Raw genomic sequence first — 9527 nt, 5'->3', positions numbered from 1 at the left:
ACTCCTATACACCTGTTGAGGGTGGCATACCAGGTGCTTTTTCAGAAGAATCCAACCCCGTTCCTCTTATGGTTGAAGAATTACCAGGCGAAGCTGATATTGCTGTAGTAAAGCAAAGCAATCAGGCAATTGCAGAACCAGGAGAGCTGTTCAGCTATACGATAACAGTGAATAATTTTGGCCCAAGTGCAGCAGAAAATGTTCTTCTAATGGATACCATCCCTAGTTCTATTCTTATTCCAATGTACTCAATCGATGGAGGAGCAACCTTTAATCCATGGCCAGGATTTCTTGGCTTAGGAACTTTACCGGCAGGAGCAGAAAGAATTATCATCTTAAGAGGAACTGTAAGCCCTGACGCAACAGGCGTGATTTCCAATACAGCAATTGTAAGCTCCACGACACCAGATCCAAATCCAGAGAATAATACTTCAACGTTAGAAACACCAGTATCAGCTGTCGAAGCAGATGTTGCTGTAGAAAAACAAAGTAATCAGGCAATTGCTATACCGGGAGAGCCGCTTAGCTATACAATTGTTATTGATAACTTTGGTCCAAATGCTGCAGAGAATGTTCTTTTAATGGATAGTATACCAGGTTCTATTCTTGATCCAGAGTACTCAATGGATGGAGGAGTAACCTTTAATCCATGGCCGGGATTTCTTAATTTAGGAACATTACCAGCAGGCGCGGATAGAATTATCATCATAAGAGGAACTGTAAGCCCAACGGCAGCAGGCATTCTTATAAATACAGCAACAGTCAGCTCCCCGACACCAGACCCAAATCCGGAGAACAACACGTCAACGACAGAGACACCAATATTAGCTCCTGCACAAGCAGATGTTTCAATTACAAAAACTGCAAGCCCCAATCCAGTGGCTCCAGGAGAAATGATAACCTTCACTCTTGTAGTATCCAATGCAGGACCAAATACTGCAGAAAATGTAATTGTAAATGATAATATTTCAGCAAGCATTACAGGACCGGTATTTTCAGCCGATGGCGGGGCAACCTTTAATCCATGGCTGGGCTCCCTTAATATCGGGGCATTGCCGGCTGGAGAATCAAGAACGATTATCATTAGAGGCACAGTAGCAGAATCAGCTTCAGGCTGTATTAATAATACGGCAATTGCAATCTCAGCAACCCCGGATCCGAATCTGTTCAACAACGTAGCATCAATATGTGTAGCAGTAGCCGCAAATGAAGAAACAGAAGCAGACGTTTCTGTGAAGAAATTTGCAAATAAGAAAGCGGCTTGCTGCGGTGAGCTGGTGGAGTTTACCATCGTGGTTTCAAATGCAGGTCCGGCAGATGCTCAGAATGTTGTTTTAACAGATAGCCTGGAAAACATTCTTAAAAAACCGATGTTTTCACTGGACGATGGTCTTGCTTTCCAGCCATGGCCGGGAAGTGTTAACTTAGGCACAATACCAGCAGGCACATCAAGAGTCATTCTTATAAAAGGATGCATACGGCAAACATGTTCTTGTAAACTAATTAATACAGCACAAGTCAGTTCAACAACACCAGATCCAGATATTAACAATAATACCGCAACAGCTTGTGTACTGATTTTTAAATATATTGACGATTGATCTTGCTGCTTTTCCTGTTAAGATGCAGTGGATGAAAAAAGTTCCTGCCGCCAACTGTTCGATGGTTGGCGGTATTTTTATGCTCAATACTTGAGCCTTATTAAACTTAAAACCAATGAATATAGTTGGCTTGGTTCATCAAGCAGCGAAGCGGATTGTGAATATCCGATTGATTATTCATGGAGTGATTTCAAAAACAGTACCTTGGTAATGATCCGCTACTTCCATAGATTCATAGACTCCTAAATATAGCCTGGTTTGATCCAGATTTGTTCCCAAGCTAACAAAATAAGCTGATTTAGAGCCAAAATCATAATCAATATCAATCACACTAAAATCCTGGAGTTTACAATCTGCTTTTACCGTGGTATAAGCGAAAACACCTCTGACAGGCGGCGGAGCTCCTTCACTTCTGGCAAGATCGGTGAATACAACGCTCCCTGTTAAATCTGGGATTTCATTTCCCATGTATGGCTGGACTCCTGTAAGCGCAGTTGCCCCAAACTTATCGGGCCGGGGATCTTGGTGAAAATAACTGATAAGAGGCGGTAAGCGCTTTACCGATGTTGTTATTGTTTCATCGTAATATGCAATTATTTTTTCATTCATAGCTGGATTTGCAGAGCAGTTACTTACAACTGAAGTAGGTAGAGCGCCCTCCCAACCACGCCAGCCAAAGTTAATAAATCCTTCTTGCTCTGGCTCGGTATTCATCATAGAAGATTGGATGAGCTCAGTGACCGGTATGGGTTTATAATCGACGAATGAAAAAATCGACTCTACCAGATCCTGTCCCACATCCCCAACATATTTGATATATTGACTGTTAAATCTTTGAAATGAAATGCCTGTCATATTGCGGGCTCCTTTGGCAATAACCGTAAGGGTTTCCTGAAAGGGAACAGGAAGCTCCTGAAAACGTGTAATAATGGGTGGATTATTATTAGATGTATTCACCGCCACATCAATTTCAATTATTTTGCCGGCAATTTCCATATCATCCTGGCTTAAATTAAATGGATCGAAGCCTGCGCCGCCATCTCCGGTTGTTAAAACAAGCGTTCCTGTTTCTGGTGAAAAATTTAAACTGTTGACACCATTATGATTTAGATACGGTCGTCTTATACTAAGTAATGTACGGCGTTTTTGAGGTTGGGCATTGGATCGAAAGATCCATTCTTCGACTGTATCAATGTGATTATATTGGGTTTCCCTATTTGTCCACTTTAAGTTTAAGGTTTCTGGGTCACATGGATCAGGTCTAAAAGATGATGGAAGAGCACCTGGACCTTGCGATCCGGCAACTGAGTAATGAAGGTAAAACAGGCCATTCGTATAAAAATCGGGATGAAACGCTAATCCCAGTAGTCCGCGTTCATCATATCCGCCGGAAGAACCCCCTAGTTCTAAAACTCTCGGGCGAATATCTAAAAAAGTTTCTATAGCTCCGTCTCCGATGTAAAAGATTTCTCCGACCTGGGTTGCAATAAATAATCGTTCTGCATTATCACCCGGAAGTATGGCTGTTTTTAAAACAGTGGGTAAATTTATATTACCTACTAATGGCTGTAAATGAACCTTAACGTTTCCCAATGTACAAACCCCATTCTAATTATTTTTTAATAAAATATGAATAGAACTATTATATTAGTACAGGATTTAACATTAAGTAAGTATGTTTATGGGGGTATCGGTTCCAAATGAAGCCTATAGTTCTAATTCATCATCGATATATTCGCAGCAGGTTGGAATTGGAGAATTCGTATCATAGGCCTGGCAGGCATCATGGTAATAATCCAACTTTCGATCGATCAAACGAAGATGTTTATTTAAATTATCGATCTGCTTTAAAATATCTTCTTTATGATTTTCTAACATATCATTACGGGTATGAAGGGTTTGGTTGCCTTCATTTTGCCAGTCCGTAAATTGCTTTATTTTCTTAATAGGCATTCCGGTATTCTTCAGGCAGCATATAAGGGAAAGCATCTCCATATCATCCTTTGTAAACATACGGTTGCCTGATTTATCCCTTTTCACGTTAGAGAGCAGCCCTTCACGGTCATAGTAACGTAATGTATAGATTGTTAGATTCATTTTTTTTGCGGCTTGTGCTATGGTATAGTTCACGTTTATCACCTCAAACAGTTTTATTTAATTATTATACTGCTTACACTTAGCTCCAGGTCAAGGATAATTATGAAAAATATCGAAATTGTCATATTATAAAGTCATATTGTCGTAAAATGTAAAAATAATTTTAATTTAGACTATTGACCTACATCTAAGTGTTGGGTCTATACTTTCCGTATAGCAAAGAAAGGAGTGTGGATTTATGAAAGTAATAGCAATTAATGGCAGTCCACGTAAAAACGGTAATACAAATCAGGCACTTAAGATAATGGCAGATGAGTTGGAGCAGCAGGGGATAGAAGTTGAAACCATTCAAATTGGTCATTTGAATATCCACGGATGCATTCACTGCGGATACTGTTGGACCTCCGAAGAAAATCACTGTGTTTTTAAAGATGATATTGTCAATGAAACTGCAAAAAAGCTGCGGGAGGCAGACGGTTTCATCCTTGGATCCCCTACTTATTATGCAGGAATAGCAGGAACAATGAAAGCCTTTCTGGATAGGGTATTTTTTACAAGCTCAGGTTACTTCAAATATAAAGTCGCAACTTCCATTTCCGTTGTAAGACGTGCAGGCGGTGTGGATGTGGTACATCAGCTTAATAACTATCTTAATTTAGCCCAGACTGTGCTACCGCCGTCCCAATACTGGACAGTAGCGTATGGCATGGATAAAGGAGAAGTTAATCAGGACGAGGAAGGAATCCAGACTATCCGCAAAAACGCCAGGTCAATGGCATGGTTGCTTAAGATCATTGATGCGGGAAAAGAGAACACACCTGTTCCTGAAGAAGAAGGCCATGTTATGACTAATTTTATACGATAAGAAATCAAAGAGGAACATAATTATGAAAATATAGCTGCCCTTGAAAAGGCTATTCTAAATATTATTCTTGACATTTAGTCAGTACTGAGTATAATTATAGTCAGTACTGACTAAATTATTGTTTAGAAAGGTGAAATTTATGATCCCTCTTTATATTCTTGGTTTACTTCAAAGATTCGGCCCGCAGCACGGCTATCAGATTAAGAAAATCATTGCAGAGCAGCTATCCGACTTTACACAGATCAAGCTGCCGACGATTTATTATCATCTTGAAAAGATGGAGACAGATGGCCTGCTTTCTGCAAACCGGGAAAAGCCGGAGGGCAGGCCGGAAAAAACGATTTATACGATTACGGATAAAGGAATAGCTGCATTTAAGAATTTGATCGCCGGACTGGTTGAATTTGAATACCGTCCGACGTTTCCTTCAGACGGTGTTTTTTACTTTTCCGATTATATTGAAAATGCAGAGATTTTAAGCCATTTAACTGCTTATATCCATAAGCTGAATACGGCAATATCCAATATTGAAAAACATAAGGAAGAGACTATGGGTTTTGTGCCGGAAGAGGACCGAACAATGGTAAATATTATATTTAGCCATCATGAACACCATTACCGGGCGGAGCTTTACTGGGCGGAGGAAACATTAAATCGTTTGAGTTTATAGGGGGAGAGATCATGAAAAAGCAAAGAATCATCGAAACAAATGAAGGCATTCAGGATAAGATAACGGTTGAGATCTTCGATAATTTCGCCAGAATCATGCGGGATAAAGGCTGGAATAATGTAAACAGCTTCATTAAAGCAGGGATTACAAAAGGAAATGTATTGGAGATTGGCCCCGGTCCAGGGTATGTGGGCCTTGAGTGGCTAAAAAAATTCCCAGATGCAGCTCTTACCGGATGTGAAATAAGCTGGGAGATGATCAGGCTCGCAGAAAAGAATGCGAGGGATTACGGCTTTGAAAAAAGAACTGTCTACGTGGAAGGTAATTGTATGGAGATGCCGTTTCCGGACAGCTCCTTTGATGCTGTTATTTCCAATGGATCGCTTCATGAATGGGAAGACCCCGTAAAGGTTTTTAATGAAATAAACAGAGTCTTAAAGCCCCAAGGACTTTTATGCATCACCGACATGCGCCGTGATGTGAACTCTTTGATCAAGTGGTTTATTTATTTCTCAACCAGGCCGAAGGAAATCCGTCCGGGATTTTTAACTTCTTTCAATGCCTCATATACGATCGATGAAATAAAAAACTTGCTTGGTCAGTCAAAGCTTAAGAATACTGCTGTCAGCATGGAGTTTTTCGGCTTATGTATAACAGGAAAGAAAACCGCTTTATAACAGCGGCGTCATGTAATAGGATTTGCTGTACAGGCGGGGACCTGCTTTTTATAAAATATGGCATATAAAAGAAAGGTGATTGTGCGTCTGCGCAATCACCTTTCTCTCTCCACCTTTATTATAACACATACAATCGGCCACAACAAGACTGTTTTTCTGATTCGGGTTGTGCTAGACTATTTTGAATAACGGTTTAGGAAATAAGTTTTCTGCCAATTCTATAAGAGAGGTGGTATTTGTTATGGAAGATAACCGGACGGAATTAGAATTTGAAAAGAGCAGGTTAGAACAAACCATTGCTTTAGCGAAAAAGCAGCTGGATCAAGCGAGAGAGCGTAATGCAGAGAATAAGTCAGCCATAATTTCTGCCAAGAAAGAGCTGCGTGAGAATACGCCTCACTCCATAGCAAATCTATGGAGCAGCGAAGGCTTTGAAGCCCTTGCTGCCTTAAACCAGTATGCAAATCCGATCACAGATAAAATCGCCGATTATGAAGCGGTAGAAAACAAAATTCTGTTGCTGGAGAAAATGATCCAATCCCCTTATTTTGCCCGGATCGACTTCAAGTTCGATGATGAAGATGAATTCGAAAATATCTACATCGGACGCACCTCTTTAAAGAAAGATGAGACAAATGAATTTTTTATTTATGACTGGAGATCACCCATAGCAAGCGTCTTTTACCGGTTTGTATTGGGGCAGGCATTTTATGATGCTCCTGGCGGAAGGATCGCAGGAGAGGTTAATTTAAAGCGCCAGTATGAAATCAGCAAAGGGGAGCTGGAGTATTATTTCGATGCGGATGTACAGATTGTGGATGAATTTTTAAGGAAGCTGCTGTCCCAGAATACTTCTCCTAAGATGAAAACGATTGTAGAAACCATTCAAAAGGAACAGGACATCGTTATCCGGGATATGGAAAATGATTTAATGATGGTACAGGGCGTAGCAGGAAGCGGCAAGACGTCCATTGCTCTTCACAGGGCAGCCTACCTGATGTACCAGGGCCTTTCCTCAAAGCTGACCGCTGATAATATTTTGATTATTTCACCAAACTCATTATTTGAGCAGTATATTTCCAATGTATTGCCCGAGCTTGGAGAAGAACATGTCGTATCGGTGGTATTTGAAGATATCATTGCTTCTGTCCTGAAGAATGGGCAAGTACAATCGAGAAATCAATTTTTAGAAAACCTGATCTCAAATACTCAATACAGGGATATTATAAAAAGCAGCATCGAATTCAAAACATCCCGCCAGTTTTTGGAGATACTCAATCGGTTCATTGATGACCTGCCCCACAACTGGATGAACTTTGAGGATATCTGCTATGGCGGTGAGTGTATCATAAGCGGAGACATGATAAAAGAGAAAGTATTATCCGGAATTAATGAAACTCCTCTGGGTATGAGATTAAAGCTGATAAGGGAATATATTTTGGAACTGATCGGCGAGTCAAAGAAATACCGCTTAAAACAATCAGAGAAAATTCTGATGAATGAAGAAATGTTAAAATTCATGGAACTTGATATTAAGGATGTTTATAGAAAGCTGTTCCATGACAAAGCATATTTTTACAGCCTTGCTAAAGGGATAGAGCTTCCCGGCTGCATGGACCACATTTTAACATTCACCCAGGAAAATTTAGATACCAATATGCTATACTATGATGATGCGACGGTTCTCACTTATTTGAATTTAAAAATATACGGGATCAATCAATATAAAACCATTAAGCAGGTAGTAATTGATGAAGCACAGGATTACTATCCTCTCCATTTTGAAATCTTTCATCTGCTGTTTTCAAAATCGAAATTTACAATCCTGGGAGATATCAACCAGACCCTGGAAAAGAGGGAAGACTTATCCCTGTACCAATTGATCGGAAAAATCTTCAATAAGAAAAAATCTTCTCTTGTTACTATGGACAAAAGCTTCCGGTGTACAAATGAGATTTTAAATTATGGGTTAAAATTCCTTGAGCAAAGTACAGAGATAAAGAGTTTCAACCGAAAAGGAGATGAGCCCCAGTTATATGCGGCGAAGGATCAACCATCGTATCAAGACTTGATTGTATCAGAAGTGAATTCCTGCCTGGAAATGGGGTACCAGTCTATCGGATTAATCTGTAAAACTGAAAAAAGTGCCCGTTTCCTCTTTGAATGCTTAAAGGACAAAGCTGATGTCCAATTAATAAAAAATGAAAGCACAACCGATTTGCAAGGCGTTTTCATAATACCGGTCTATATGTCCAAAGGGCTTGAATTTGATGCAGTTTTAATATGTGATGCTGACGCTGAAACTTACCACAGCCAGGATGATAAAAAGCTATTATACATCGCCTGCACAAGGGCCCTTCATAGACTCAACTTATTTTGTAAGGGAGAAGCAAGCCCGTTATTGGACGAAAGGAAATCGTAAGGGAGGAAAACAACCACGTCAAACGATATCACAACAGTACGCCCTGCTTTTATGGCAGCAGGGGATTTCGGGTTGTCTAAGGATGTTTGTGAGGTAAAGTAAAATGAATGAAATAATTATGTTAGATATAAATTTTCAATATCAGAATGAAACCCGGACATTTCATCCGGTTTTGTTATTAAGCGCCAATGATGTTGTTCTTGTGGACTGCGGATATCCTGGTTTCCTGCCCTTATTAGAGGCTGAGATGAAATCAAAGGGGATTGATCCAGGTTCCTTAACAAAGGTATTGATCACGCACCATGATGACGACCACATGGGAGCTTTATATGAAATAAAGGAAAAATATCCTGAGATTAAGGTCGTGGCAGGCCGCATTGAAAGCGGGTATATCTCCGGTGAGAAAAAATCGCTGCGTTTGTTACAGGCGGAAGAAATGTTGAATGTGCTGCCGGAAGAGCAAAAGCCTTTTGGAATTCAATTCTGTGAATCCTTAAGAAGAGTCAAACCTGTTTCCGTTGATATAGAGGTTAAGGATGGGGATCATTTTGACTGGGCCGGCGGCTGTGAGATCATAGATACCCCAGGGCATATGCCGGGACATATTTCCTTATATCTAAAGGAGAGCAATTCCGTTATCACAGGAGATGCCGCAGTTATTGAGGGCAATCAACTGGTCATCGCAAATCCACAGTATACCCTGGATATGGAAGCTGCCAAAGCTTCACTTTATAAACTGATATCTCTGGATGCTGACCGCTATTATTGCTATCATGGAGGGATATTTGAGAACCTCACAGACTTTGCATTTAAATCACAAAGTATTAAAAATTTTTTATAGAGGCGAAACGGTATGACTGGGGTGGATATTTGCTTTAACCGGCATTTGTTGATTCCCACACCCATCCTGACAAGACGATCTTGGGCATGGAATACCGACATGATTATAAGGTAACGGACCTGCTTTCGATCATAGAGGCAGAGCCCTCTCTACACAGGAAGACAGGTCAGCCGGATCATTGTAAAGGAAGGAAAGGCGGTCTTTGGGATGTGATCCCAGTATGAAATGACCAGACCGTTATAAGTAAGGGGCTGCGTTTATTGGAGGTAATTATGACCAGTAAACGCGGCCTCTTTTTGTATAGAAATTAGAAATGATAGGGTGTTACAGAAATAACATAAATACGCATTTTTA

The 9527-nt window shown here is 40.3% G+C and carries 7 protein-coding genes and 1 pseudogene; 6 read left to right on the top strand and 2 right to left on the bottom strand.

Going from position 1 to position 9527, the window contains the following annotated elements:
- A pseudogene (locus tag RT269_RS10645) lies at window positions 1–1601 on the top strand (DUF11 domain-containing protein); the annotation flags it as partial.
- A gap of 177 nt (window positions 1602–1778) precedes the next feature.
- Here the strand turns inward: RT269_RS10645 and RT269_RS10640 are convergent.
- Together RT269_RS10640 and RT269_RS10635 are read right to left on the bottom strand one after the other, a co-directional pair.
- Window positions 1779–3194, bottom strand: coding sequence for a PQQ-dependent sugar dehydrogenase (locus RT269_RS10640; RefSeq protein WP_313182488.1), 1416 nt, complete (start codon window positions 3192–3194; stop codon window positions 1779–1781).
- A gap of 114 nt (window positions 3195–3308) precedes the next feature.
- Window positions 3309–3731 (bottom strand): MerR family transcriptional regulator, encoded by a 423-nt coding sequence (locus RT269_RS10635; protein WP_313182487.1) that lies wholly within the window; start codon window positions 3729–3731, stop codon window positions 3309–3311.
- Between the two features lie 205 nt (window positions 3732–3936).
- On the opposite strand from RT269_RS10635, the gene RT269_RS10630 reads away from it, so the two are divergent.
- The 5 genes from RT269_RS10630 (at window position 3937) to RT269_RS10610 (ending at window position 9173) form a co-directional block, all read left to right on the top strand.
- Window positions 3937–4563, top strand: a complete 627-nt coding sequence (locus RT269_RS10630) for a flavodoxin family protein (protein WP_313182486.1) — start codon at window positions 3937–3939, stop codon at window positions 4561–4563.
- A gap of 139 nt (window positions 4564–4702) precedes the next feature.
- Window positions 4703–5233: a PadR family transcriptional regulator gene (locus tag RT269_RS10625; protein WP_313182485.1), complete on the top strand. Its 531-nt coding sequence runs from the start codon at window positions 4703–4705 to the stop codon at window positions 5231–5233.
- Between the two features lie 11 nt (window positions 5234–5244).
- Window positions 5245–5910 (top strand): class I SAM-dependent methyltransferase, encoded by a 666-nt coding sequence (locus tag RT269_RS10620; RefSeq protein ID WP_313182484.1) that lies wholly within the window; start codon window positions 5245–5247, stop codon window positions 5908–5910.
- 241 nt (window positions 5911–6151) lie between these two features.
- A complete protein-coding gene (locus RT269_RS10615; RefSeq protein WP_313182483.1) occupies window positions 6152–8332 on the top strand; it encodes a HelD family protein in 2181 nt (726 codons plus the stop codon).
- Window positions 8333–8435: 103 nt separating this feature from the next.
- Window positions 8436–9173, top strand: coding sequence for an MBL fold metallo-hydrolase (locus RT269_RS10610; RefSeq protein ID WP_313182482.1), 738 nt, complete (start codon window positions 8436–8438; stop codon window positions 9171–9173).
- Window positions 9174–9527 lie beyond the last annotated feature (354 nt).

Origin of the sequence: Lacrimispora sp., from assembly GCF_032078915.1 — a bacterium.
In the GTDB taxonomy this organism is placed as follows: Bacteria; Bacillota; Clostridia; order Lachnospirales; family Lachnospiraceae; genus Lacrimispora.
This window is presented reverse-complemented; position numbering and strand designations above follow the sequence as displayed.